Here is a 23,706-nt window from a genome sequence, read left to right as displayed (position 1 = left end):
GGGCTCCGGCGACGCGGCGGGGGCGGCGGCCCCGGGCGCGCCGTGCCGCGCGAGCCAGCGCCGCAGGCACCAGTCGACGACCACGCCGATGACCAGGCCGCCGACCACGCCGACGGCGATGGCGACGACCGGGTGGTCCTTGAGCGCCGCGCCGACGCTCAGGCCGATCGCCGCTGAGTAGCAGGCCCACATCACGGCGGCGATGGCGGTGAGCAGCACGAACCGCCGCCGGGAGAACCCGAGCGCTCCGGCGCTCATGTTGACCGCGACCCGGCCGACGGGGATGTAGCGGGCCGCGATGATGAACGCGGCGCCGCGCTGGGCGAGCGCGTGCTCGGCCCAGTCGAGCGTCCGTTGGGCCCGCTCCGAGCGCATGATCCGCAGCCGGCGGACGGGCACCTTCGAGCCGATCGCGTAGGCGATCTGGTCGCCCGTGAAGGCGCCGGCGGCGGCGAACAGCAGCAGGAGCGGGAGGTTCGGGACCCCGCTGCTGCCCCACAGCGACGCGAAGGCGATGACGACCGACTCGCTCGGGATCGGCGGGAAGAACCCGTCGATCGTCGCGAAGAGGTACATGACGACGAACGCCCACGGCGAGCCCGCGAGCGCGAGCGCCCAGCCCTCCAGATCCACCGTTGCTCCCGTCGTCCCCCGGCGCACCGTGCCCCAGGATCCCCACGGTACGGGCTGGTCCGGGCCTGCGGGGTCGGGATTCCCCCCGACTTCACCCCTGGTCCGGGGGGCGCGGGCTCAGGGCAGCGGGAAGCCGAGCGCCTCGGCGGCGGACCGCGGGTGCGGCTCGGCCGCCCAGCGCACGGCCGCCCCGTCGGACGCGGCGAGCGAGCGCGGCTCGGCCCGGTCGAGGTAGAGCGTGCCCCGCAGGTGGTCGGTCTCGTGCTGGACGATGCGGGCGGGCCAGCCGGTGACGACCTCGTCGACGCCCGCTCCCGTCTCGTCCTGGCCGGTCAGCCGCACCCGCCGGGGCCGGGCGACGACCGCGACGTACCCGGGCACGGACAGGCAGCCCTCGTAGAACCCGACGCGCTCGTCGTCCACGGGCTCGTAGTCGGGGTTGACGAGCACGCGGAAGGGCAGCGGCGTGCGCTCGCGCTCGCGCGCCACGTCGGCGGAGTCGACGCCCGGGTCCTCCACGACCGCGAGCGCGAGGGGCAGTCCGACCTGCGGGGCGGCGAGCCCGACGCCGGGCGCCGCGTGCATGGTCCGGCGCATGAGAGCGACGAGCGCCGTGAGCTCGTCGTCGCGGAGCTGGCCGTCGTAGCGCGGCGCGGGCACGCGCAGCACCGGGTCGCCCGCCCGGACGATCGGCGCGAGCCCGTCCCCCGCGGCGTCGAGCAGCGCGAGCACCCGCTCGCGCACCGTGCCGGCGCCGCTCACAGGGCGAGGCGCTCGCGCACGACGTCCGCCAGGCCGTGGGCGATGCGGTCGGCGTCGTCCTGCGACCCCGCCTCGACCATGACCCGCACGAGGGGCTCGGTGCCGGACGGGCGCAGGAGGACCCGGCCGCGCTCGCCGAGCTCCGCCTCGGCGCTCGCCACGGCCTCCGCGAGGACCTCGTCGTGCGTGCGCGCCTTGTCGACGCCGTTCACGTTGACGAGCGTCTGGGGCAGCCGCTGGACGACCCCGGCGAGCTCGTGCAGCGGCGTCCCGGACGCCACCACGCGCGCCGCGAGCTGGATCGCGGTGAGCACCCCGTCGCCCGTCGTCGCGTGCCGCGCCATGATGATGTGGCCGGACTGCTCGCCGCCCAGGCTGAACCCGGCCAGGCGCATGGCCTCCAGCACGTAGCGGTCGCCGACGGCCGTCTCGATCGTCGTGATCCCCGCCTCCGCCATCGCCAGCCGCAGGCCGAGGTTGCTCATCACCGTCGTCACGAGGGTGTCGTGCGCGAGCTCGCCGCGCTCGCGCAGCGCGAGCGCGAGCACGCCCATGATCTGGTCGCCGTCGACGAGGTTGCCGAACCGGTCGACCGCGAGGCAGCGGTCGGCGTCCCCGTCGAACGCGACACCGAGGTCGGCCTCGGACGCGACGGTCACCGCCTGCAGCTGCTCCGGGTGCGTGGAGCCGCACTTCTCGTTGATGTTGCGCCCGTCGGGCGAGGCGTTGATGACGACGACGTCCGCACCGGCCTCGCGCAGCGCGGTCGGGCCGACCTCGCTCGCGGCGCCGTTGGCGCAGTCGACGGCGATCCGCAGCCCCGCGAGCGGCACGTCGATCGAGCCGACCAGGTGCGTGACGTACTGGTCGCCGGCCTTGCCGGTGTCGATGCGGATCCGGCCGACGTCGCCGCCGGTTGGCCGCTGCCACTCCTCGCCGATGCGCGCCTCGATGGCGGCCTCGAGGTCGTCGTCGAGCTTGTGCCCGCCGCGGGCCAGGAACTTGATCCCGTTGTCCGGCATCGGGTTGTGGGACGCCGACAGCACGACCCCGAGGTCGACGCCCATCGCGGCGGTGAGGTGCGCGACGGCCGGCGTGGGCAGGACGCCGACGTTGGTCACGTCGACGCCCGCCGACGCGAGGCCGGCCGCGACGGCCGCGGAGAGGAACTCGCCGGAGGCCCGGGGGTCCCGGCCGACGATCGCGCGGGGACGGTGCCCCTCGAACGCGCCGCTGGAGCCGAGCACGTGGGCGGCTGCGACCGAGAGGTCGAGCGCCAGCTCGGCGGTGACGTCCTGGTTGGCGAGCCCGCGCACGCCGTCGGTGCCGAACAGACGGCCCATCGACTACTCCTTCGTCCGGCGGGCCGGTCGCCGCGCGACGGGCCCGGCCGCGGGCGCGCACCCGCGCGGGCACGGCGCCTCGGTCCGGTCGTCCCGACGACGCCTGCGACGCCGGGGGCCCTCCACCGGGGAGGAGGGCGGCTGCCTCATGCTGCCACTGACGACGACGGCCCCGCAGGTCGTGGGACCTGCGGGGCCATCGCGCAGCGCTGGATCAGCGCTTGGAGTACTGAGGCGCCTTGCGGGCCTTCTTGAGACCCGCCTTCTTGCGCTCGACCACACGCGCGTCGCGCGTGAGGAAGCCGGCCTTCTTGAGGGCCGGGCGGTTGTGCTCGGCGTCGATCGCGTTGAGCGCGCGGGCGATGCCCAGGCGCAGCGCGCCGGCCTGGCCGGAGACGCCGCCGCCGGTGATGCGCGCGACGACGTCGAAGCGACCCTCGACGTCCACGAGCTTCAGCGGCGAGTTGACGAGCTGCTGGTGGACCTTGTTCGGGAAGTAGTCCTCGAGCGTGCGCCCGTTGATCTTCCACTGGCCGGTGCCGGGGACGAGGCGCACGCGCGCCACGGCCTCCTTGCGGCGGCCCAGGGCCTGGCCCGGCGCGGTGATGCTCTGACCGCGGCCCGCGGGCGCGCTGGTCTCGGAGGTGTAGCTGCTGGGCGTGTCGTCGCCCTCGAGGTCGATGTCGACCGTGGTCTCTGCCACTGGTGTCCTCGCGTCCTGTCTTCTCTACGCGCCGCGGCCTCAGGCCTGCTGCGCGACCTGGCTGATCTCGAACGGCTTCGGCTGCTGCGCCGCGTGCGGGTGCGACGGGCCGGCGTAGACCTTGAGCTTGCCGAGCTGCTGACGGCCGAGCGAGCTCTTGGGGAGCATGCCGCGCACCGCCTTCTCGATCGCGCGCTCCGGGTGCTTCACGAGCAGCTCGGAGTACGGGGTCGCGCGCAGACCGCCCGGGTAGCCGGAGTGCCGGTACGCGAGCTTGGTGTCGCGCTTGGTGCCGGTCAGGGCCACCTTCTCGGCGTTGACGACGATGACGAAGTCGCCACCGTCGACGTGGGGGGCGAAAGTCGCCTTGTGCTTGCCACGCAGCAGCGTGGCGACCTGGCTGGCGAGCCGGCCCAGAACGACATCGGTCGCGTCGATGACGTACCAGTTCCGCTCGACTTCGCCGGGCTTCGGGGTGTACGTACGCACGGGTCGTAGCCTTCGTTTCGTGTCGCGTCGTGTCACGGCGGGCAACCGCGAGCGCGGTTGGGCCGATGATGGCTGGTCGGTGACATCCGCGGCCTGGTGAGTGGGAGCACCCGGACCTCCACCGGCGCCTGTCGTCGAGCACCCGGTGTGAGGCCGGGCGGCGGGACGAGCGAGGGCGCGCGTGCGGGGACGCACAACGACCACCCAGAGTACCCGGCGCCGCGCACGAGGGTCAAAACAGGTGACGAAGGCCTCGTCCGGGCCGCGTGGCGGGCACGTCCGCCCCGCACCCGCCCTCAGCGCCGGAGCACCGCCGCGGCGCGGACCACGCGCTCGGTGAGGTCGTCGAGCGTCGGCGTGCGCAGCGCCCAGTGCTGCCAGTGCAGCGGGACGTCGAGCACGCGCCCCGGCGCCAGGTCGACCAGGGCGCCCGACGCGAGCAGCTCCTCGACGAGCGCGCCGGACGCCATCCCCCAGGCGAGGCCGCCCGCCAGCAGCGCCAGGAACGCGGCGTTGGACGGCACCAGGTGGCGAGGGGGGCGCACGTCCCGGCCCACCAGCTCGCGGGCGAACCGGTCCTGCAGCGCGTCGGCCCGGTTGAACGCCAGCATCGGCGCGCGGTCGAGCGCCTCCGCGGTGAGGCCGCCGGCGAACCAGCGGTCCCGGAACGCGGGCGCGGCGACCGCGACGTAGCGCATCGCCCCCAGCGGCCGGACGCGGCACCCCTGGACGGCGTGCCCGTCGGCCGTGACGGCGGCCATCACCTCCCCGTCGCGCAGGAGCCGAGCCGACAGGTCCTGGTCCTCGCGGCGGACCTCGACGACGACGTCCTCCGGCAGCCCGACGAGGGCCGGGGGGAACCAGCTGGACAGCGAGTCGGCGTTCACCGCGACGGCGACCCGCCGCAGCTGCCCGCCCGACCCGGCCCCGTCGGGCCCGCCGAGCTCGGCCAGCGCGTCGCGCTCCAGGAGGTCCACCTGCCCGGCGAGCCGCAGCAGCACCGCGCCGGGCTCCGTCGCGCGGCAGGGCCGCGTCCGCAGCACGAGGACCCGGCCGACGTGCTGCTCCAGCGCCCGGATCCGCTGGCTCACGGCCGACGGCGTCACGTGCAGCCGCCGCGCCGCCGCGTCGAACGACCCCTCGTCCACGACCGCGGCCAGAGCGGCGAGCTGGTCGGTGTCGAGCACATCGCGAGCCTACAACAGCCTTGCTAATGGTGCTGCAGAAACATGAGCTGGACTGCAGGACGTCGAGTGCCTAGCGTCGACGACGTGCTCCTGCTCCCCCTCGCCGCTCCCGCGGCCGCCACCCCCGCCCCCGTCACCTCGCTGCTGGCCGGGCTGCTCACCTCGCTCGGCCTCATCGTGGCGATCGGAGCCCAGAACGCGTTCGTGCTGCGTCAGGGCGTGCGGCGGGAGCACGTGGTGCCGGTCGTGCTGGTCTGCATCGGGGCCGACGCGCTGCTCATGGGCGCGGGCATCGCCGGCCTCGGTCCGCTCGTCGCCGCCCACCCCACGGCTCTCGCCGTCGCGCGCTGGGGCGGCGCCGCGTTCCTCCTGGGCTACGCGCTGCTCGCGGCGCTGCGGGCCCGGCGGCCCGCCCGGCTCGACCCGGCGACCGAGGGACCCGCGACGCTGCGCGCCGTGCTCGCGGCGTGCCTGGGCTTCACGTTCCTCAACCCGCACGTGTACCTCGACACCGTCGTGCTCGTCGGCTCGCTCGCGCACCAGCAGCCGTCGGCGTGGATGTTCGGCGTCGGCGCGGCGGCGGGCAGCGCGCTGTGGTTCAGCACCCTGGGCTTCGGGGCGACGCGCCTGCGGCCCCTGTTCGCCCGCCCCCGCGCGTGGCAGGTGCTGGACCTCGTGATCGCGGTCGTCATGGCCACCCTGGCGGTCACCCTGCTCGTCGGCTGACCGGGGTCGGGCGTCGCCCGCTCAGCGCACCCGGTCGACGCGCGCCTCGTCCCAGACCGGCTCCGGCGTCTCGCGCACCGTGCCGTCCGACCCGAAGACGAGGAACCGGTCGAACGTGCGCGTGAACCAGCGGTCGTGGGTGACGGCCAGCACCGTCCCCTCGAACGCCGCGAGGCCGGCCTCGAGCGCCTCCGCCGAGTGCAGGTCGAGGTTGTCGGTCGGCTCGTCGAGGAGCAGGAGCGTCGCGCCGCCCAGCTCGAGCAGCAGGATCTGCAGGCGCGCCTGCTGCCCGCCGGAGAGCGTCTCGTACGGCTGCTCCGCCGCGGCGACGAGCTCGTAGCGGTCGAGCGCCCGGCTCGCCTGCTCCCGCCCCATCCCGGACCGGTGCGCGTCGCCCCGGTGCAGGATCTCCAGCAGCGTGCGGCCGACCAGCTCCGGGTGCGCGTGGTTCTGCGCGAACCACCCGGGCCGCACGCGCGACCCGAGCGCCACCGAGCCGGTGTGCCGGACGGGCTCGACCGGCACGTCCCCGGCCGGCGCGTGCTCGGGGTCCGACCCGCCCGCGGCGAGCAGCCGCAGGAAGTGCGACTTGCCGGACCCGTTCGAGCCGAGCACCGCCACGCGCTCGCCGAACCACACCTCGAGGTCGAACGGGCGCATGAGCCCGGTGAGCTCCAGGTCCGTCGCGACGACCGCGCGCTTGGCCGTCCGGCCACCGGTCAGCCGCACCCGCACACGCTGCTCGCGCTCGAGGACGGCCGGCGGGCCGGCCTCCTCGAACTTGCGCAGGCGCGTCTGCGCGGCCTGGTAGCGCGACGCGAGGCCGTCGTTGTAGGCGGCCTTCGCCTTGTACATGAGCATCAGCTCGCGCAGCTTGGCGTGCTCCTCGTCCCAGCGCCGCAGCAGCTCCTCGTGGCGGGCCCGGCGGTCCTCGCGGGCCTGGTGGTAGGTCGCGAACCCGCCCCCGTGCACCCAGGCCCGGGCGCCGACCGCGGTCGGCTCCAGCGTCGCGACGTGCGTGGCCACCCGCGAGAGGAGCTCGCGGTCGTGGCTGACGAACAGGATCGTGCGTCCGGACGCGACGAGCCGCTCCTCCAGCCAGCGCTTCGTCGGGACGTCGAGCGCGTTGTCCGGCTCGTCGAGCAGCAGGACCTCGTCCGGGCCGCGCAGCAGGGCCTCGAGCACGAGGCGCTTCTGCTCCCCGCCCGACAGCGTGCGCACCTCGCGGTCCTGCGCCCGCTCGAAGGGGATCGACAGGACCGCGTCGGTCACCCGGTCCCAGGCCGCCTCGGCCTCGTACCCGCCGACGTCCGCCCAGTCGACGAGGGCCTGCGCGTAGCGCAGCTGGGCCGGCTCGTCGTCGACCTCCATGATGCCGAGCTCGGCCGCCGCGAGCTCCCGCGCCGCGTCGCGCACCGCGGGCGACGCGAGGTCGGCGAGCAGGTCGCGCACCGACCGGTCGTCGTCGATGCGGCCCACCTCCTGGCGCATCACCCCGAGGCCGCCGCTGCGCAGGACCGAGCCGGCGTGCGGCTCCTCCTGCCCCGACACGATGCGCAGCAGCGTCGACTTGCCCGTGCCGTTCGGGCCGACGAGCGCGACGCGGGCACCCTCCGGCACGCGGAACGACACGTCGTCGAGCAGCGGCCGGCCGTCGGGCAGGACGTAGCCGATGCCGCCGATGTCGAGATGGCCCATGCGGCCAGTCTGACGGAGGCGCGTCGTGGCGTTCGACGTCATTCCCCCGCCGCGGCCCGGGTGAACCACGCACCAGGCGCTCACGTCGCGGGTCGTGCGCGTCGATGCAGGAGGGAACCGTTCGCCCCGTCCGGAGGTCGTCATGCGCCGTCCGCTCACCGTCGTCGTCACCGCGGTCGTCCTGGCCGCCGGCCTCGCGGCCCCCGCCGCGGCGGCCCCCGCGGCCGCCCCCGCCGCGGTCGTGCACGCCGTCCCCGGCAAGGCCTTCTCGAGCTGCGCGAAGCTCAACGCGACGTACAAGGGCGGGGTCGCGAAGAACGCGAAGGTGAAGAACACGAAGACGGTCAAGGGCAAGAAGGTGCGCGCCAAGCAGCGCTACGCGCCGAAGGTGAGCGCGTCGCTGTACGCCCAGAACCGCAAGCTCGACCGCGACAAGGACGGCATCGCCTGCGAGCGCTGACGCGCGTCCGCGGCGACCGCCTGCCCTGGCGGGAGCGGCGCGGCGGTGCCAGGGTCGAGGCATGAGCAACGACACGCCCGCCACCACGCCCGACCCCGAGCTCGGCGCCGAGGGCGACACCGACCAGCTGCCGAACGAGGACACGCTGATCGAGCGCGGCGCGGAGTACCTGGACGAGGGCTACTCCCCGCCCGAGCGCCCGCGCACGACCCACTACGGCGAGACGCCGTGGGAGGAGCAGCACCGCGAGACGATCGACCAGCGGATGCGCCAGGAGGAGCCCGAGGTCTGGGAGGAGCGCCCCCGCGTGAGCGGCGACCGCGAGGAGCTGCGCGCCGGCCGCCTCGTGGAGGACGACGACGCGGTCGAGGCCGGCGGCACCGACGCGTTCGCGATCGACGCGGGCGTCTCGGGCGGCGCCGCGAGCGCCGAGGAGGCCGCGGTGCACCTGGTCGAGGAGGACTACGTCGACGACCGTCGCTACCGCGACGACCAGGACTGACACCAGCCCGGGCCTGCTGCGGCCGGCGCCCGTCGAGGGCCGTCAGCCGCAGCAGCCGGGCCCGGGGTCGACGTCGTGCTCGGCGCGGCGGGCGCGCGTGCGCTGCGCCCGCTCGGCGAGCTCGTCGTCGGGCGGGTACCCGACCTCCTCGAGGGTCAGCCCGTGCGCCGCGACCACGTGGGCCGCGGGGTCGCGGCGGCGGGCGACGAGCAGCTGGGCCGGCCACCCGACCGGACGGCGCCCCTCGCCCACCGCGAGCGAGGCGCCGACCAGCGCGCGCACCATCGAGTGGCAGAACGCGTCGGCCTGCACCCGGGCGACGACGAGCCCCGCGTCCGGACCGTCGGCCGGGCGCGACCAGGACAGCTCCTCGAGCGTGCGGATGGTCGTCGCCCCCTCGCGCGGCTTGCAGTACGACGCGAAGTCGTGACGGCCGAGCAGCGCCCGCGCCGCGGCGTGCATCGCGTCCACGTCCAGCGGCCGGCGGTGCCACAGCACGTGCGCACGGGTGAGGGGGTCGCGGGCCGCCGGGTCGTCGCAGACGCGGTAGGAGTACCGGCGGCGCAGCGCGGAGAACCGCGCGTCGAACCCCTCGGGGGCCCGGGACGCCCGGTGCACGACGAGGTCCGGGGGCAGCACGCCTGACAGGCGGGTCACGAGCGCGTCCAGCGGCTCCCGGTCCGAGCGCCCGCGCACGAGCGCCAGCACCTCGTCCGGGACGTCCACGTGCGCGACCTGACCGCGGGCGTGCACCCCCGCGTCCGTCCGGCCCGCGACCGTGACGTGCGGCGCGGGCACGCCGTGCGCCGCCGTGCGCAGGACGGTCGCGAGGCCGTCCTCGAGCGCGCCCTGCACCGTGCGCAGCCCGGGCTGGCGTGCCCACCCGGCGAAGTCCGAGCCGTCGTACGCCAGGTCCAGCCGGACGCGGACCAGGCCCTCGGCGGCGGGGCCGGACGAGGGCGCGGCAGGCAGGTCGGCGGCGGGCACGGGGTCACGGTAGCCGCCCGCCGGGCACGCGCCGTCGCACCGGGCCCCACCGCCCGAGCGCTAGCGTGGAGGACGTGCCGGACCCGCAGGCCCCCTTCACGCTCGCCGTCGACTGCGGCGGCAGCGGCATCAAGGCGTCCGTGCTCGACCCCGCCGGCACGATGCACGCACCGCGCGTCCGGGTCCCGACGCCGTACCCGCTGCCACCCACCACCCTGGTCGCGACGATCGCCGCCCTCGCGGCGGACCTGCCGCCGGCCCAGCGGGCCACGGTCGGCATGCCGGGGATGATCCGCCACGGCGTCGTGGTCACGACCCCGCACTACGTGACGCGCTCCGGCCCGCGCACCGCGGTCGACCCCGCCCTCGTCGGCGCGTGGTCCGGCTGCGACGTGCGGGCGCTGCTCGAGGACGCCCTCGGCGTGCCGACCGTGGTGCTCAACGACGCGGAGGTGCACGGCTTCGGCGTGGTCTCGGGCGCGGGCGTCGAGCTCGTCCTGACGCTCGGCACGGGGCTCGGGGCGGCGCTGTTCGACGGCGGCGCGCTCGCCCCGCACCTCGAGCTCTCCCAGGCCCCCGTGCGCTGGGGGCTGCCGTACGACGAGTACGTGGGCGACGTCGAGCGGCACCGGCTCGGCGACGGGCTGTGGTCGCGCCGGGTGCGCCGCGTCGTCGACGGCCTGCGGCCGGTGTTCGTCTGGGACCGGCTCTACCTCGGCGGCGGCAACGCCCGCCGGATCACGCCCGCGGTGCTCGCGCGGCTCGGGGAGGACGTCGTCGTGGTCCCGAACGAGGCCGGGATCGTCGGCGGCGTCCGGGCGTGGACGCTCCGGGGCTGATCGACGTCAGCCCGGGTCAGTCCCGCAGGGTGCGCCGCACCCCCGCCTTGCCCACCTCGACGACGAGGAAGACACCGACGGCGGCCGCGACCGTCAGCCCCCAGTCGCGCAGCTCCATCGGCGCCGACTCGAACCACGTGTGCATGAACGGCGCGTACGTGAAGACGAGCTGCAGGACCAGCAGCGCGCCCGCCGCGACCCACACGAGCCGGTTGCCGGCCAGCACGCGCGGCGTCAGGCTCGTCGAGGAGAGGAACCGGCAGTTGAGCAGGTAGGCGAGCTGCCCGAGGGCGAGCATCGCGACGGCCGCGGTCTGCGCACGGGCGTCGCCGGCACCGAGGCTCTTCTCGACCAGGTAGATCGCGAGGGTGACGCCGCCGATCACGACGGACGTGAACAGGACCAGCCCGATCATCCGGGGCGAGAGCACGTGCGCGTCCGGCCGCCGGGGCGGCCTCGTCATGATCCCGGGCTCGGCGGGCTCCCCGGCGAGCGCGAGCGAGAGCGTCACCGCCGTGACGAGGTTGACCCAGAGGATCTGCACCGGGGCCAGCGGCAGCGAGAGCCCGAGCAGCACCGCGACGAGGATGACGAGCGACTGCGCGCCGTTCGTCGGGAGCAGGAACGCCACCGACTTGCGGATGTTGTCGTAGATCCGCCGCCCCTCCTCGACGGCGCGCTCGATCGTGGCGAAGTTGTCGTCGGCCAGGACGATGTCCGCCGCCTCCTTCGTCGCCTCGGTGCCCTTGATGCCCATCGCGACGCCCACGTCCGCGCGGGTGAGGGCGGGCGCGTCGTTGACGCCGTCGCCCGTCATCGCGACGACCTCGCCGTGCGCCTGCAGGGCCCGCACGATGCGGATCTTGTGCTCCGGCGACGTGCGGGCGAACACGTCGACCGCCCGGACGCGGCGGCGCAGCTGCTCGTTCGTCATCTCCTCGAGCTCGCCGCCCGTGAGCGCGTCCACGTCCCCCTCGCCGACGATGCCCAGCTCGCGCGCGATGGCGACCGCCGTCCCCACGTGGTCGCCCGTGATCATCTTCACGCGGATGCCCGCGCGGTGGCAGTCCGCGATCGCCGCCACCGCCTCCGGCCGCGGCGGGTCGACGATGCCGACGACGCCCAGCAGCTCCAGGTCGTCCCCCACCCCGTCGAGCGTCAGCCCGTCCTCGTCCGGGGCCGCGCGCCGCGCGACCGCGAGCGTCCGCAGCCCCTGCGCCGCGAGCCCGTCGACCGCTCGCTCCCACAGGGCCGGGTCGAGCGGCTCGGGCCCGGCCGCGCCCCGCTGGGTGCGGCTGCGGTCCAGCAGCCGGTCCGGGGCCCCGAGCACGTGCACGCGTCGCCGGCCGTCCGCGAGCTCGTCGAGCGTCGCGGAGAACTTCGTCGACGACTCGAACGGCACCTGGGCCAGCCGGCGGGCGGACGTGCGGTCGAACCCCAGCTTGTCGGCGAGCACCACGACGGCGCCCTCGGTCGGCTGCCCGACGAGCGTCCACCGGCCGTCCTGCTCGGCGACCCGCGCGTCCGTGCACAGCGCACCCGCCGTCACCAGGGCCGCGAGCCCCGGGTCCTGCGCCAGCGAGGCGAGGGCGCCGTCGCGACGCACCGCGCCCGTCGGCTCGTACCCGAGGCCCTCGACGTCGTAGCGGCCCGACGCGGTGACGACCGTGCGGGTCGTCATCTCGTTGCGCGTCAGGGTGCCGGTCTTGTCCGAGCAGATCGTGGTCACCGAGCCCAGGCCCTCGACCGCCGTCAGGCGGCGCGTGATCGCGTGCCGGCGCGCCATCTGCTGGACGCCGAGCGCCAGCGTGATCGTCACCAGCGCCGGCAGACCCTCGGGGACGGCGGCCACGGCGAACCCGATCGCGGCCGACACCAGCTCGTCGAGCGCGAAGCTGTGGATCACGCGGCCGATGACGAGCATCGCGGCGGCCATGAGGAGGATCAGCAGCGAGAGCTGCTTGCCGAGCCGGGCGAGCTGCCGCGTCAGCGGGGTGTCGAGGTGGTCGGCCTCGGCGACGAGCGTCTGGATCCGGCCGATCTCGGTGGCGGCGCCGGTCGCCGTGACGACCCCGGTCCCCCGCCCCGCGGTGACGATCGTGCCGGAGAAGAGCATCGACGTCCGGTCCCCCACGCCGGCGTCCGTGCCCACCGCGTCCACGTCCTTCGACGCCGGCACCGACTCGCCCGTCAGCGCGGCCTCCTCGACCTGCAGCGACGTCGCGGTGACGAGCCGCACGTCCGCCGGGACCCGGTCGCCGCTGCGCACCCGCACGACGTCGCCCGGCACCAGGTCGTCCGCCGCCACCCGGTGCCACTCGCCGTCGCGCCGCACGTCCGCCTCGAGCGACAGCATCGTGGCGATCCCCGCGAGCGCCTTGTCCGCACGGCCCTCCTGCACGAAGCCGACCACGGCGTTGGCGACCGCCACGACGAGGATCACGGTGAAGTCGACCCAGTCGCCGAGCAGCGCCTTGAGCACGGCGGCCGCCAGCAGGATGTAGATGAGGACGTCGTCGAAGTGGCCGAGGAAGCGCAGGACGACGTTCGGGCGCGGCGGGTCCGGCAGCCGGTTGGGCCCGACCTCCGCCAGCCGGCGGCGCGCCTCGCCCTCGGAGAGGCCGCCGCGCGTCGACGCCAGCGCGTCCAGCACCGCCTGCGGCGGCTCCGCGAACGCCAGCAGCTCGCGCTCACCCGTCGTCGTCATGGACCCTCTCCCGTCGGCGTGCGCCCGTGTCCCCCAGCCTGCCCCGCGCCGCGCGAGCCGGTCCGGGACGTCGGGCCCGGCGCCGGCGGTGCCGCGGCCCTCACGGCGCCCCGGCGCCGACCCGCCGCCGCTCCCGTGCCTCGACGACGTCGAGCGCCTCCAGCAGCACGCGGGTGAACGCCACGGGCGCCAGCAGGCTCACGAGGTGCGTCGTGCGCGGGACGACGACGAGCCGCCCGTCCCGGCACGCGGCGAGGAACCGGCGCTCGTCCCCGCGGAAGTGGTCGAAGCGACCGTTCACGAGCCACACGGGCGCGTCCACGCTCGCCAGGTCGGCCAGCGGCGTCGCGCCCCCCACCTCGCGGAGCACGTCCCGCACGACGTCGAGCGCGAACCCTCCCGCCGCCACGTCGGCCGCCGCCTGCGCCGGCAGGGCCGCGCGGACGCTCGCGCCGTTGAGCCAGGCGCCCCGGTCGGGCAGCCTCTCGATCCCCCGGACGGCCGTCGCCCACGCCTGCACGGGCAAGGCGCGCGGCACGGAGCAGCACCCCGCCGCGACGAGGCCCGCCACCTGACCCGGGTGCCGGGCCGCGTGCGCGATGCCCACGTAGCCGCCGAGCGACATGCCCACGACGAGCACCCGGCCGCCCACGCCGTCGGCGGCCTGCGCGACCGCCGCCACCGCGCCCTCGAGCGTGAACCGCTCGCCGCGGCGCGTGCCGTGCCCGGGCAGGTCGACCGCGGTCGCCGGGACGCCGGCGCGGTCCAGCGCCTCGAGCTGCGCGCGCCACATCGTCCGCGACGCCCGCAACCCGTGCACCAGCACCACCGCCGTGCCCACGCGACCGACCCTAGGCGGGTGCGGACGCCCGGGCTAGGGGTCCTCAGGCGGCGGCCGGGCGCCTCAGCCGCCGGTCCGGCCGCGAGGACCGGGCGACCGGCCGATCCGGCGCGGACGCCTGGGGGCGCACCGTGAGGGGACACGACGAGCCGTCGCAGGGGGACGGCTCGACGACCCGAGGAGGACAGCCATGGAGATGCGCCCCGTGGAGACGTGGGAGCTCGCCGAGCTCCGGGAGCAGGCCGCGGCCGAGCGCGACGCCCTCGTCGCGGCGGAGCTCGCCCGTGGCCCGGCCGGCCCGGCGCACGCCCACCGACGCTCGGCCACGCGGCCGCGACCGCTGGGGTGGCTGCGGTCGCTGCGCGCGTCGCCGCCGCCGTGGTCCGCCCGGAGCCCGGAGCGCACCGCCTGATCCGGCGCCCGCCCGAGCGCGACGGCGACCGACGGCACGGACGCGACGAGGCCCGGTCCCCCCAGGGGCCGGGCCTCGTCCGAGCTCAGCCTGCGTCAGGCCTTCTCGTCGTCCTTCGGCGCGTCGGCGGGCGCGTCCTCGACCGGGGCGTCCTCGACGGGCGCGTCCTCGACCGGGGCGTCCTCGACGGGCGCGTCCTCGACCGGGGCGTCCTCGACGGGGGCGTCCTTCTTGGCGGCCTTGGCGGTCGCCTTCGTGGCCTCCTTGACGACGGCCTGCTTCGGCGAGACCGGCTCGAGCACCAGCTCGATGACCGCCATGGGGGCGTTGTCGCCCTTGCGCGGGCCGATCTTCGTGATGCGCGTGTAACCACCGTTGCGCTCGGCCATCGCCGGGGCGATCTCCGTGAACAGGACGTGCACGACGCCCTTGTCCTTGACGACGGTCATCACCCGACGGCGCGCGTGCAGGTCGCCCCGCTTGGCGAACGTCACGAGCCGCTCCGCGAGGGGGCGCAGGCGCTTGGCCTTGGCCTCCGTCGTCGTGATGCGCTTGTGCTCGAACAGCTGCGTCGCCAGGTTGGCGAGGATCAGCCGCTCGTGCGCCGGTCCGCCACCGAGCCGGGGACCCTTGGTGGGCGTAGGCATGGTCAGTCTCCTTGAGTTACGAAGTGGGTCGCGACACGCCCGTCACCGGGCGGTCCCCGGTGTCAGTAGGTCTCGTCCTCGAACTCGCCGTCGTCCTCGGCGGCGTAGTACGCGCCGGACGGGTCGAAGTCGAGCGGGCTGTCCTTGAGCGTCAGACCCAGCTCGGCGAGCTTCTCCTTGACCTCGGTGATGGACTTCGCACCGAAGTTGCGGATGTCGAGCAGGTCGGCCTCCGAGCGGGCGACGAGCTCGCCGACCGTGTGGATGCCCTCGCGCTTGAGGCAGTTGTACGACCGGATCGTCAGCTGCAGGTCCTCGATCGGCAGCGCCAGGTCGGCGGCGAGCGCCGCGTCGGTCGGCGACGGGCCGATCTCGATGCCCTCGGCCTCGACGTTCAGCTCGCGGGCGAGGCCGAACAGCTCGACCAGCGTCTTGCCGGCGGACGCGAGCGCGTCGCGCGGGCTGATGGCCGCCTTCGTCTCGACGTCGACGATGAGCTTGTCGAAGTCGGTCCGCTGCTCGACACGCGTGGCCTCGACCTTGTAGGTGACCTTGAGGACCGGCGAGTAGATCGAGTCGACCGGGATGCGGCCGATCTCGGCGTCGAACTGCTTGTTCTGCGCCGCCGAGACGTACCCGCGGCCACGCTCGACCGTGAGCTCGATCTCGAGCTTGCCCTTCTCGTTCAGCGTCGCGAGGTGGAGGTCGGTGTTGTGGACCTCGACACCGGCGGGCGGGACGATGTCCGCCGCGGTGACCTCACCGGCACCCTGCTTGCGCAGGTACATCACGACCGGCTCGTCGTTCTCCGAGGAGACGACGAGGTTCTTGATGTTGAGGATGATCTCGGTGACGTCCTCCTTGACGCCCGGGACGGTCGAGAACTCGTGCAGCACGCCGTCGATGCGGATCGACGTGACGGCGGCACCGGGGATGGAGGACAGCAGCGTCCGGCGCAGCGAGTTGCCGAGCGTGTAGCCGAAGCCCGGCTCGAGCGGCTCGATGGAGAACCGCGAGCGGATCTCGGAGATGACCTCTTCGGTCAGGGTGGGGCGCTGTGCGATCAGCACGGTGGGGTTCCTCTCAGCGGGCGTCCGCCATATGACGCTCCGCAGGTACGACGGCCGGCCAATGCCTCGGTCCGCATGGCCAGGGACGGGCACGAGCCCGGGGCGCGCCGCGAACGGCGACGCCCCGGGTCGGGAAGGGTCAGACGCGGCGGCGCTTGGGCGGGCGGCAGCCGTTGTGCGCCTGCGGCGTCACGTCCTGGATCGAGCCCACCTCGAGGCCGGCGGCCTGCAGCGAGCGGATCGCCGTCTCGCGGCCCGAGCCCGGGCCCTTGACGAAGACGTCGACCTTGCGCATGCCGTGCTCCTGGGCGCGGCGGGCGGCGGCCTCGGCGGCGAGCTGCGCGGCGAACGGCGTCGACTTGCGCGAGCCCTTGAAGCCGACCTGGCCGGACGAGGCCGAGGAGATCACGGCGCCCGAGGGGTCGGTGATCGAGATGATCGTGTTGTTGAACGTGCTCTTGATGTGCGCCTGGCCGTGGGAGACGTTCTTCTTCTCCTTGCGGCGCGGCTTGCGCACGGCGGTACGGGACTTGGGAGGCATTCTCTTCTTCTCTCGAGGTCTGGTCGGCGGTCGGTCCCGGTGCAGCGGCGCGTGAGGCAGCCGCGCTCCGGACCGGAGGGCTTACTTGCGCCCGGCCTTCTTCTTGCCGGCGACGGTGCGCTTCGGGCCCTTGCGGGTGCGCGCGTTGGTCTTCGTGCGCTGGCCGCGGACCGGGAGACCGCGGCGGTGACGCAGGCCCTCGTAGCAGCCGATCTCGACCTTGCGGCGGATGTCGGCGGCGACCTCGCGGCGGAGGTCACCCTCGAGCTTGTAGTTGCCCTCGAGGTAGTCGCGCAGCGCGACGAGCTCGGCGTCGCCGAGGTCCTTCACGCGCAGGTCCGGGCTGATGCCGGTCGCCTTGAGGGTCTCGGTGGCGCGGGTGCGGCCGACCCCGTAGATGTAGGTGAGCGCGATCTCCAGCCGCTTCTCGCGGGGGAGGTCGACGCCGATGAGACGTGCCATGTGCCTGGTGGCTCCTGAACTGCGTCGGAGGTCTGCCGCACCGCCTTCCCGCGTGCTGCGGGCCCCGGCCTCCGACCGAGGGTTCGCCGGCCCGTGCGGGCCGGAGTGGCGATGCGCTTGCTGGCCCCGGAGGGCCGGTCCTGCTGGGGTGCTGCTCGACGGTCGCCCACCCGTCACCGGGGGGCGCGACGCGTCAGCCCTGGCGCTGCTTGTGGCGCAGGTTCTCGCAGATCACCTGGACGCGACCGTGCCGGCGGATGACCTTGCACTTGTCGCAGATCTTCTTGACGCTGGGCTTGACCTTCATGGTTTCCTCCGCCGCCGCGCGGGCCGGGGCCCCGACGGCGTGATCGAGTGGTTACTTGTAGCGGTAGACGATGCGGCCGCGGGACAGGTCGTACGGGCTCAGCTCGACCACGACCCGGTCCTCCGGGAGGATCCGGATGTAGTGCTGACGCATCTTGCCCGAGATGTGGGCGAGCACCTTGTGGCCGTTGGTGAGCTCCACGCGGAACATCGCGTTGGGGAGCGCCTCGACGACGCTGCCCTCGATCTCGATGACGCCGTCCTTCTTCGCCATGTCCTCCGCTAACTGTCGGTCTGGTGAGTCCGTTCCACGTCAGCCGTCGACGCGCCGCGGCACGGCGAGTGGTCGGACCTCCGAGGAAGAGCGTGCACGCTGCCCGTCGGGACGAGCCGGCGGTCGTGCCGCGGCAGCCACCAAGCAGCCACCAGGGCGCACACACCCAACGGGTCATCTTACGGCATGGACGCCTACGGACGAAACCTGCGCAGGCCCCGGCGCCGAGACGTGCGCCACGCTCAGGTGCGGTCGGCCAGCGCCGAGACGGGCACGCCGCGCGCCTCGAGCTCCGCGCGTCCGCCGTCCGCCGCCGTCAGCACCCACAGGCCGTCGTCCAGCACCGCGACCGTGTGCTCCCAGTGGGCGGCACGGGAGCCGTCGTCGGTCACGACGGTCCACTCGTCGGCCAGCTCGTGCACCGCGGCGCTCCCCCGCACGACCATCGGCTCGACCGCGAGGCACATCCCGGGCCTGACCCGCGGTCCGCGGTCACGCGTGCGGTAGTTGAGGACGTCCGGCGGCTGGTGCATGGCGGTGCCGATGCCGTGCCCCGTGTACTCCTCGACGAGGCCGTACGGCACCCCTCCGTTCGCACCCTGCCCCACAGCGTGCTCCACTGCGTCCTCGACGGCCTCGCCGACCGCGCCGAGCCGGGGCTCGCCGTGCAGCGCCGCGATGCCGGCCCAGAGCGCCTGCCGCGTGGTCTCGACGAGCTCGGCGTCGAGGGGGTCCGCGGCCCCGACGACGACGGAGACGGCCGAGTCGCCGTGCCAGCCGTCGACGACGGCACCGCAGTCGATCGAGACGACGTCCCCCTCGACGAGCCGCCGCCCGCCGGGGATGCCGTGGACGACCTCCTCGTCGACGGAGACGCACAGCGTCGCGGGGTACCCGTGGTACCCCAGGAACGACGGCGTCGCACCGCGCGAGCGGATGACCTCCGCCGCGACCGCGTCGAGGTCGGCCGTCGTCGCCCCGGGCACCGCCGCGGCCACCGTGGCGCGCAGCGCCTCGGCCACCACGAGCCCGGCCCGCCGCATGACGAGCACCTGCTCCGGCGTCTTGAGCTCGATGCGCTCGCGTCCGAACATCCGTCCTCCGCTCACCGCGCCGCCGACCGCCCGCCGCTCGGGCGAGCGCCGGTCAGCGCGCGTCGATCGCCGCGAGCAGCCGCTCGGTGACCTCGTCCACGTCGCCGATGCCGTCGACCTGCACCAGCAGGCCACGCTGCGCGTAGACGTCCGAGATCGGCGCCGTCTGCTCGGCGTAGACGTCGAGCCGGTGACGGATGACGTCCTCGGTGTCGTCCTCGCGCCCCTCGAGCTCGGCGCGCCGCAGGAGCCGCTGCGTCACGACGTCGGGGTCGGCCGTGATCTCCACCGCCCGGTCGAGCGGGTGGCCGAGGTCGGCGAGGATCCGCTCGAGCTCGTCGACCTGCGCCGTGTTGCGGGGGTAGCCGTCCAGCAGGAAGCCCTCCGCGGCGTCCGCCTGCGCGAGCCGGTCGCGGACCATCGCGTTCGTCACCGAGTCCGGCACCAGGGCACCGCGCGAGGTGTACTCCTGGACGGTCCGGCCCAGCTCCGTGCCGCCCTTGATGTTGGCGCGGAAGATGTCGCCGGTCGAGATCGCCGGGACCTGCAGCCGCTCCGCGAGGCGGGCGGCCTGGGTCCCCTTGCCGGCCCCGGGCGGGCCGAGCAGCACGAGCCGCGCGCTCACCGCAGGAACCCCTCGTAGTGCCGCTGCTGCAGCTGCGACTCGATCTGCTTCACCGTCTCCAGGCCGACGCCCACGATGATGAGGATGGACGAGCCGCCGAACGGGATCTGCGTCGTCACGCCCATGACGATGAACGCGATCGTCGGGATGAGCGCGACGAGCGCCAGGTAGATCGACCCGGGCGCGGTGATCCGCGAGATCACGTAGTCGAGGTACTCGGCGGTGGGCCGTCCGGCGCGGATGCCCGGGATGAAGCCGCCGTACTTCTTCATGTTGTCCGCGACCTCGTCCGGGTTGAACGTGATCGCCGTGTAGAAGTAGCAGAAGAAGATGATCAGGACGACGTACAGCGCCAGGTGCGCCGGGGCCGAGGGGCTCGCGATGTAGCGGCTGACCCACTGGACCCAGTCGGCCGTCGGGTCGGCGAAGCCGGCGATGAGCGACGGGATCGCGAGCAGCGACGACGCGAAGATGACCGGGATGACGCCGGCCATGTTGATCTTGATCGGGATGTAGGTGGACGAGCCGCCGTACATGCGCCGGCCGACCATCCGCTTCGCGTACTGCACCGGGACGCGGCGCTGCGACTGCTCGACGAACACCACGAGCGCGATGACGAGCACGATGATCGCCATGATGACGACGAACTTCCCGACGCCGCCGACGCCGCCGAGGATCGAGCGCATCGCACCCGGGAAGCTCGCGGTGATCGACGTGAAGATGAGCAGCGACATGCCGTTGCCGACGCCGCGCTCGGTGATGAGCTCGCCGAGCCACATGATGAGGCCGGTACCGGCGGTCATGGTGAGCACCATGATCAGCAGCACGTACCAGCTGGTGTCGGGGATCACGTCGACGGGGCAGCCCTGGAACAGCTGACCGCTGCGGGCCACCGTGATGACGGTGGTGGACTGCAGGATCGCGAGGCCGATCGTCAGGTACCGCGTGTACTGCGTGAGCTTCGCGGTGCCGGACTGGCCCTCGCGGTGCAGCTCCTCGAACCGGGGGATGACCACCCGCAGCAGCTGGATGATGATGCTCGCCGTGATGTACGGCATGATCCCGAGCGCGAACACCGACAGCTGCAGCAGCGCGCCGCCGCTGAACAGGTTGACGATGCCGAGCAGCGTGGAGTTCTCCTGCGAGTCCACGCACTGCTGCACGTTCGGGTAGGACACGCCCGGCGTCGGCAGGAAGGAGCCGATGCGGAACACGACCATGATCCCGATCGTGAAGAGCAGCTTGCGCCGCAGGTCGGGCGTCCGGAACGCCCGCACGAATGCGCCTAGCACCTGTCCTCCTGTACCGCCGTGGCGGTCTTCAGCGCGGTCGGACCTTCACGACCGCGTGGGGCCCGCGTCCGCGCGGGCACCCGGGGAACCCTAACCGATGCCCCGGCGGATACGGAACGAGGCCGGTGGGCAAGGGTGCCCACCGGCCTCGACCGTGGTTCAGCTCTGCGCGACGCTCCCGCCGGCGGCCTCGATCTTCTCCTTGGCGGACTCGGAGAACGCGTCCACCGCCACGGAGACCTTGACCGTGAGCTCGCCGGTGCCGAGCACCTTGACGGGCTGGCCCTTGCGGACCGCGCCCTTCGCGACCAGGTCGGCGACCGTCACGTCGCCGCCGTCCGGGTAGAGCGCCGAGAGCTTGTCCAGGTTGACGACCTGGTACTCGACGCGGAACGGGTTCTTGAAGCCACGCAGCTTCGGCAGGCGCATGTGCAGCGGCATCTGGCCACCCTCGAAGCGCTCCGGGACCTGGTAGCGCGCCTTGGTGCCCTTGGTCCCGCGGCCCGCCGTCTTGCCCTTGGAGCCCTCACCACGACCCACGCGGGTCTTGGCGGTCTTCGCACCCGGCGCGGGGCGCAGGTGGTGGACCTTGAGGGTGCCGCCGGCGCCCGGCTGGGCAGCCTCGTCCGCGGCCTTCTTGGCGGCGGCCGACGTCGCGGGCGCAGCCTTCGCGTCGGCCTTCGCCGGCGCCTTCTTGGCAGCGGGCTTCGCCGCGGCCTCGGCCTTGTCCGCCTTCTCGGCAGCGGCCTTCGCCGGAGCCTTCTTGGCGGCAGCCTTGGGGGCGGCGTCGTCCGTCTTCTTCGCCGGGGCCTTCTTGGCGGCGGCCTTGGGAGCCGTCTCCTCGCCCTCGGGGGCCTTCTTCTCGTCGGCCATGGTCACTCGACCTCCTCGACCGCGACCAGGTGCTGCACGGTCCGGACCATGCCGCGGATCTCGGGACGGTCCTCCTTGACGACGACGTCACCGATCCGCTTCAGGCCCAGCGTGCGCAGCGTGTCGCGCTGGTTCTGCTTGCCTCCGATGCCGGAGCGCGTCTGGGTCACCTTGAGACGGGCCATCACGCACCCACCTTCTGCTCGTCCTTGGCCGCGCGACCCGCCGCCTGCGCACGCAGGAGGGCGGCCGGCACGACGTGCTCGAGCGGCAGGCCACGGCGAGCCGCCACGGCCTCCGGCTGCTCGAGGTTGCGCAGCGCCTGGACCGTCGCGTGGACGATGTTGATCGCGTTCGACGAGCCGAGCGACTTGCTCAGCACGTCGTGGATGCCGGCGCACTCCAGGACGGCGCGCACCGGACCACCGGCGATCACACCGGTACCCGGCGACGCCGGACGCAGGAAGACGACACCGGCGGCGGCCTCACCCTGGACGGGGTGCGGGATGGTGCCCTGGATGCGGGGGACGCGGAAGAAGTTCTTCTTCGCCTCCTCGACACCCTTGGCGATCGCCGCGGGCACCTCCTTGGCCTTGCCGTAGCCGACGCCGACCGTGCCGTCGCCGTCACCCACCACGACGAGCGCGGTGAAGCTGAAGCGACGACCGCCCTTGACGACCTTGGCGACGCGGTTGATCGTCACGACGCGCTCGAGGAACGCGCTCTTCTCGGCCTGGTCGCCGCGGCGACCGCCGTCTCGACGACCGCCGTCACGACGCTCGCCGCCGGTGCCCTGGGCACCCGTGTTGCTGCGTGCAGGAGCAGCCATCAGAAAGTCCTCTTCTTCTCGGAAACCGTCGTCGTCACAGCGCCAGGCCGTTCTCGCGAGCACCGTCGGCCACCGCGGCCACGCGGCCGTGGTACTTGTTGCCGCCGCGGTCGAAGACGACCGCCTCGATGCCCGCAGCCTTCGCGCGCTCGGCGACGAGCTCGCCGACCTTGCGCGCCTTCGCGGTCTTGTCGCCCTCGGCGCCGCGCAGCGCGGCCTCGAGGGTCGACGCGGACGCGACGGTCTGGCCGATGCCGTCGTCGACGACCTGAGCCGTGATGTGCCGGGCGGACCGGGTCACGACCAGGCGAGGACGCGCGGCGGTGCCCACGACCTTCTTGCGCAGGCGGAGGTGACGACGCTTGCGCGAGATCGCCTTGCCCTTGCCCTTGATGCTGATCGCCATGGCTTACTTCCCAGCCTTTCCGACCTTGCGGCGCACGTTCTCGCCCGCGTAGCGCACACCCTTGCCCTTGTACGGCTCGGGCTTGCGGATCTTGCGGATGTTCGCGGCGACCTCGCCGACCTGCTGCTTGTCGATGCCCTGCACCGAGAAGCGGGTCGGCGCCTCGACGACGAACGTGATGCCCTCCGGCGGCGTGACGACGACCGGGTGGCTGAAGCCGAGGGCGAACTCGAGGTCCGAGCCCTTGGCGGTCACGCGGTAACCGGTGCCGACGATCTCGAGCTTCTTGGTGTAGCCCTCGGTCACACCGGTGACGAGGTTCGCCAGGAGCGTGCGGGTGAGCCCGTGCAGCGAGCGCGAGAGGCGCTCGTCGTCCGGGCGGCTGACGACGAGGGAGCCCTCGTCGTTCCGCTGGACCTGGATCGGCGCGGCGATCGTGTGCGAGAGGGTGCCCTTGGGGCCCTTCACGGTCACGAGCGCGCCGTCGATGGTGACGTCCACGCCGGCCGGGACCGGGACGGGGATTCTGCCGATACGAGACATGGCTTGCTCTCCTTCCGGGTCTCGGTTACCAGACGTAGGCGAGGACTTCCCCGCCCACACCCTTGGTGGCTGCCTGCTTGTCGGTGAGGAGGCCGGAGGACGTGGACAGGATCGCCACGCCGAGGCCGCCGAGCACCTTGGGCAGGTTGGTGGACTTGGCGTACACGCGCAGGCCCGGCTTGGACACGCGCTTGACGCCGGCGAGCGCACGCTCGCGGTTGGGGCCGTACTTCAGCGTGACGACGAGGTTCTTGCCCACGGGGGCGTCCTCGACGGTCCAGCCGCTGATGTAACCCTCGGCCTGCAGGATCTCCGCGATGTTCGACTTCAGCTTCGAGAACGGGATGGACACCGTGTCGTGGTGCGCCGAGTTCGCGTTGCGCAGTCGCGTGAGGAAGTCCGCGATCGGGTCGGTCATGGTCATGGGGGCTTCAGCCCTCTCTCGCCGGGGTATC

At 73.9% G+C, this 23,706-nt stretch carries 30 protein-coding genes; 5 read left to right on the top strand and 25 right to left on the bottom strand.

Features of this window, described 5'->3' with window-relative positions:
- From HGCM_RS17530 to HGCM_RS08175, 6 genes are all read right to left on the bottom strand, one after another.
- A partial coding sequence (locus HGCM_RS17530; protein WP_019136367.1) for a DedA family protein occupies positions 1–633 on the bottom strand: 633 nt, incomplete at its 3' end.
- 117 nt (positions 634–750) lie between these two features.
- Positions 751–1,395, bottom strand: coding sequence for a peptide deformylase (locus HGCM_RS08195; protein ID WP_019136366.1), 645 nt, complete (start codon positions 1,393–1,395; stop codon positions 751–753).
- Positions 1,392–2,738, bottom strand: coding sequence for a phosphoglucosamine mutase (gene glmM / locus HGCM_RS08190; RefSeq protein ID WP_019136365.1), 1,347 nt, complete (start codon positions 2,736–2,738; stop codon positions 1,392–1,394). Before glmM ends, HGCM_RS08195 begins: the two co-directional genes overlap by 4 nt.
- 214 nt (positions 2,739–2,952) lie before the next feature.
- Complete coding sequence (rpsI, locus tag HGCM_RS08185) at positions 2,953–3,441, bottom strand: 30S ribosomal protein S9 (RefSeq protein WP_019136364.1); 489 nt, start codon at positions 3,439–3,441, stop codon at positions 2,953–2,955.
- Positions 3,442–3,480: 39 nt separating this feature from the next.
- On the bottom strand, positions 3,481–3,930 hold the full coding sequence (rplM, locus tag HGCM_RS08180) for a 50S ribosomal protein L13 (RefSeq protein WP_019136363.1): 450 nt from the start codon (positions 3,928–3,930) through the stop codon (positions 3,481–3,483).
- A gap of 296 nt (positions 3,931–4,226) precedes the next feature.
- Positions 4,227–5,117, bottom strand: coding sequence for a LysR family transcriptional regulator ArgP (locus tag HGCM_RS08175; RefSeq protein WP_019136362.1), 891 nt, complete (start codon positions 5,115–5,117; stop codon positions 4,227–4,229).
- Between the two features lie 42 nt (positions 5,118–5,159).
- On the opposite strand from HGCM_RS08175, the gene HGCM_RS08170 reads away from it, so the two are divergent.
- Complete coding sequence (locus tag HGCM_RS08170) at positions 5,160–5,843, top strand: LysE/ArgO family amino acid transporter (RefSeq protein ID WP_081596382.1); 684 nt, start codon at positions 5,160–5,162, stop codon at positions 5,841–5,843.
- Between the two features lie 21 nt (positions 5,844–5,864).
- Here the strand turns inward: HGCM_RS08170 and HGCM_RS08165 are convergent, their stop codons facing one another.
- Positions 5,865–7,541: an ABC-F family ATP-binding cassette domain-containing protein gene (locus tag HGCM_RS08165; protein ID WP_019136360.1), complete on the bottom strand. Its 1,677-nt coding sequence runs from the start codon at positions 7,539–7,541 to the stop codon at positions 5,865–5,867.
- A 142-nt stretch (positions 7,542–7,683) separates the two neighbouring features.
- Between HGCM_RS08165 and HGCM_RS08160 the strand changes: the two genes are divergently transcribed.
- Entirely contained in the window at positions 7,684–8,001 is a 318-nt protein-coding gene (locus HGCM_RS08160; RefSeq protein ID WP_019136359.1) for an excalibur calcium-binding domain-containing protein, read from the top strand.
- Between the two features lie 61 nt (positions 8,002–8,062).
- Entirely contained in the window at positions 8,063–8,503 is a 441-nt protein-coding gene (locus HGCM_RS08155) for a DUF5709 domain-containing protein (RefSeq protein ID WP_019136358.1), read from the top strand.
- A 42-nt stretch (positions 8,504–8,545) separates the two neighbouring features.
- Here the strand turns inward: HGCM_RS08155 and truA are convergent, their stop codons facing one another.
- Entirely contained in the window at positions 8,546–9,490 is a 945-nt protein-coding gene (gene truA / locus HGCM_RS08150; protein WP_019136357.1) for a tRNA pseudouridine(38-40) synthase TruA, read from the bottom strand.
- A 65-nt stretch (positions 9,491–9,555) separates the two neighbouring features.
- On the opposite strand from truA, the gene HGCM_RS08145 reads away from it, so the two are divergent.
- Positions 9,556–10,329, top strand: a complete 774-nt coding sequence (locus tag HGCM_RS08145; protein WP_019136356.1) for an ROK family protein — start codon at positions 9,556–9,558, stop codon at positions 10,327–10,329.
- A gap of 16 nt (positions 10,330–10,345) precedes the next feature.
- Here HGCM_RS08145 and HGCM_RS08140 read toward each other — a convergent pair whose 3' ends face one another.
- Together HGCM_RS08140 and HGCM_RS08135 are read right to left on the bottom strand one after the other, a co-directional pair.
- Positions 10,346–13,036, bottom strand: a complete 2,691-nt coding sequence (locus HGCM_RS08140) for a cation-translocating P-type ATPase (protein WP_019136355.1) — start codon at positions 13,034–13,036, stop codon at positions 10,346–10,348.
- Positions 13,037–13,136: 100 nt separating this feature from the next.
- Positions 13,137–13,877, bottom strand: a complete 741-nt coding sequence (locus HGCM_RS08135) for an alpha/beta fold hydrolase (protein ID WP_019136354.1) — start codon at positions 13,875–13,877, stop codon at positions 13,137–13,139.
- A 190-nt stretch (positions 13,878–14,067) separates the two neighbouring features.
- On the opposite strand from HGCM_RS08135, the gene HGCM_RS08130 reads away from it, so the two are divergent.
- Positions 14,068–14,289, top strand: a complete 222-nt coding sequence (locus tag HGCM_RS08130; RefSeq protein WP_019136353.1) for a hypothetical protein — start codon at positions 14,068–14,070, stop codon at positions 14,287–14,289.
- Between the two features lie 95 nt (positions 14,290–14,384).
- On the opposite strand, the gene rplQ is transcribed toward HGCM_RS08130, so the two are convergent.
- The 15 genes from rplQ to rpsH all read right to left on the bottom strand — a co-directional run bounded on the left by rplQ (position 14,385) and on the right by rpsH (position 23,675).
- Positions 14,385–14,936 carry a 50S ribosomal protein L17 gene (gene rplQ, locus HGCM_RS08125; protein ID WP_019136352.1) on the bottom strand — a complete coding sequence of 184 codons (552 nt, stop codon included), beginning with the start codon at positions 14,934–14,936 and terminating at the stop codon, positions 14,385–14,387.
- 62 nt (positions 14,937–14,998) lie between these two features.
- Positions 14,999–16,006 (bottom strand): DNA-directed RNA polymerase subunit alpha, encoded by a 1,008-nt coding sequence (locus tag HGCM_RS08120; protein ID WP_019136351.1) that lies wholly within the window; start codon positions 16,004–16,006, stop codon positions 14,999–15,001.
- A gap of 139 nt (positions 16,007–16,145) precedes the next feature.
- On the bottom strand, positions 16,146–16,547 hold the full coding sequence (rpsK, locus tag HGCM_RS08115; RefSeq protein ID WP_019136350.1) for a 30S ribosomal protein S11: 402 nt from the start codon (positions 16,545–16,547) through the stop codon (positions 16,146–16,148).
- An 81-nt stretch (positions 16,548–16,628) separates the two neighbouring features.
- Complete coding sequence (gene rpsM, locus HGCM_RS08110) at positions 16,629–17,009, bottom strand: 30S ribosomal protein S13 (RefSeq protein ID WP_019136349.1); 381 nt, start codon at positions 17,007–17,009, stop codon at positions 16,629–16,631.
- Positions 17,010–17,202: 193 nt separating this feature from the next.
- Positions 17,203–17,316, bottom strand: coding sequence for a 50S ribosomal protein L36 (gene rpmJ / locus HGCM_RS08105; RefSeq protein ID WP_013117849.1), 114 nt, complete (start codon positions 17,314–17,316; stop codon positions 17,203–17,205).
- Positions 17,317–17,367: 51 nt separating this feature from the next.
- Positions 17,368–17,589 carry a translation initiation factor IF-1 gene (infA, locus tag HGCM_RS08100; RefSeq protein ID WP_013770189.1) on the bottom strand — a complete coding sequence of 74 codons (222 nt, stop codon included), beginning with the start codon at positions 17,587–17,589 and terminating at the stop codon, positions 17,368–17,370.
- Positions 17,590–17,831: 242 nt separating this feature from the next.
- Complete coding sequence (map, locus tag HGCM_RS08095; RefSeq protein ID WP_019136348.1) at positions 17,832–18,683, bottom strand: type I methionyl aminopeptidase; 852 nt, start codon at positions 18,681–18,683, stop codon at positions 17,832–17,834.
- A gap of 52 nt (positions 18,684–18,735) precedes the next feature.
- Complete coding sequence (locus tag HGCM_RS08090) at positions 18,736–19,308, bottom strand: adenylate kinase (RefSeq protein WP_019136347.1); 573 nt, start codon at positions 19,306–19,308, stop codon at positions 18,736–18,738.
- Positions 19,305–20,600 (bottom strand): preprotein translocase subunit SecY, encoded by a 1,296-nt coding sequence (secY, locus tag HGCM_RS08085; RefSeq protein ID WP_026075344.1) that lies wholly within the window; start codon positions 20,598–20,600, stop codon positions 19,305–19,307. The genes HGCM_RS08090 and secY overlap by 4 nt, the downstream gene beginning before the upstream one ends.
- Before the next feature lie 159 nt (positions 20,601–20,759).
- Positions 20,760–21,473 carry a 50S ribosomal protein L15 gene (gene rplO, locus HGCM_RS17525; RefSeq protein ID WP_040399008.1) on the bottom strand — a complete coding sequence of 238 codons (714 nt, stop codon included), beginning with the start codon at positions 21,471–21,473 and terminating at the stop codon, positions 20,760–20,762.
- Between the two features lie 2 nt (positions 21,474–21,475).
- Entirely contained in the window at positions 21,476–21,658 is a 183-nt protein-coding gene (rpmD, locus tag HGCM_RS08075) for a 50S ribosomal protein L30 (protein WP_019136344.1), read from the bottom strand.
- Positions 21,658–22,302, bottom strand: a complete 645-nt coding sequence (gene rpsE / locus HGCM_RS08070; RefSeq protein ID WP_019136343.1) for a 30S ribosomal protein S5 — start codon at positions 22,300–22,302, stop codon at positions 21,658–21,660. Before rpsE ends, rpmD begins: the two co-directional genes overlap by 1 nt.
- Positions 22,303–22,336: 34 nt before the next feature.
- Positions 22,337–22,708 (bottom strand): 50S ribosomal protein L18, encoded by a 372-nt coding sequence (gene rplR, locus HGCM_RS08065; protein WP_019136342.1) that lies wholly within the window; start codon positions 22,706–22,708, stop codon positions 22,337–22,339.
- Between the two features lie 3 nt (positions 22,709–22,711).
- Positions 22,712–23,251, bottom strand: a complete 540-nt coding sequence (rplF, locus tag HGCM_RS08060; RefSeq protein ID WP_019136341.1) for a 50S ribosomal protein L6 — start codon at positions 23,249–23,251, stop codon at positions 22,712–22,714.
- A gap of 25 nt (positions 23,252–23,276) precedes the next feature.
- Complete coding sequence (rpsH, locus tag HGCM_RS08055; RefSeq protein ID WP_019136340.1) at positions 23,277–23,675, bottom strand: 30S ribosomal protein S8; 399 nt, start codon at positions 23,673–23,675, stop codon at positions 23,277–23,279.
- Positions 23,676–23,706: the final 31 nt, after the last annotated feature.

The organism is Cellulomonas massiliensis JC225, from assembly GCF_000312005.1.
GTDB classification, from domain to species: Bacteria; Actinomycetota; Actinomycetes; order Actinomycetales; family Cellulomonadaceae; genus Cellulomonas; species Cellulomonas massiliensis.
Note: the sequence above shows the minus strand (reverse complement) of the source record. Positions and strands in the feature narration are given on the sequence as shown.